Origin of the sequence: Streptomyces sp. UNOB3_S3 (genome assembly GCF_020740895.1) — a bacterium.
In the GTDB taxonomy this organism is placed as follows: Bacteria; Actinomycetota; Actinomycetes; order Streptomycetales; family Streptomycetaceae; genus Streptomyces.
In genome coordinates, this window is sequence record NZ_JAILXP010000730.1 from 1 (window position 1) to 892 (window position 892).

Annotated in this window: 1 protein-coding gene; it reads left to right on the top strand. The window is 66.4% G+C overall.

Annotated features, from left to right (window positions below; all coding sequences use genetic code 11):
• Window positions 1–51: 51 nt before the first annotated feature.
• Window positions 52–892: IS5 family transposase (locus tag K6I33_RS35340; RefSeq protein ID WP_229358875.1), on the top strand; the 841-nt coding region annotated here is incomplete at its 3' end.

Consider the following 892-nt stretch of genomic DNA (forward strand, 5'->3'; position numbering starts at 1 on the left):
CCCGTTCAGGGTAGGTGACTTGGCAGTCCTGTCTGGGGTGGGAGGTCGGGGATGACTGACCTGCGTGCTGCGTATCCGACGGACTTGTCTGATGCCGAGTGGGTGGTGCTCGCGCCGCTGATTCCGCCACCGAAGGCAGGTGGCAGGCCGCTGAAGCATTCGCGACGCGAGGTCATTGATGCGCTCGCGTACTGGTTGCGGGCCGGCTGTGCCTGGCGGTTGCTTCCGCATGACTTCCCGCCGTGGCAGACGGTGTACCACTACTGGCGGGTGTGGAGGATCGAGGGGCGCTGGGAGGAGATCCTGGCTGCTCTGAGAGTGCGGGAACGTGCTGGTCAGGGCCGCGATCCGACGCCGAGTGCGGGTGTGCTGGACAGTCAGAGCGTCAAGGGCACTGAGCGGGGTGGCTGGCATGGGTACGACGGCGGCAAGAAGGTGTACGGCGTCAAGCGACATCTGATGGTGGATACCCTCGGGCTGGTCCTGGCGGTGTGTGTCAGTCCCGCGAATGTGGGTGACCGGGACGGTGCTGAGGTGCTTCTCGCCCGGCACGCTGGGAAGTTTCCGCGTCTGCGGCATCTGTGGGCCGACCAGGGATACCGCGGCAGCGACTTCCTGGACGGGATCCGCGAGACCACCGGGATCACCATCCAGGTCGTGCGGCGTCGCGATGGCGGATTCCGGGGCACCTGGGTCCGGGCCGGCGACACACCACCCGCGGTGCCTCTCTTCTCGGTCGTGCCCCGCCGGTGGGTGATCGAGCGGAGTTTCGCCTGGCTGGGACGGTACCGCCGCTTGTCGAAGGACTACGAGTACCTCGCTGAAAACTCGGAGAGTGCGGTCTACCTCGCCACCATCATGCTGCTGCTTCACCGGGTCGCAGTTCCCACCT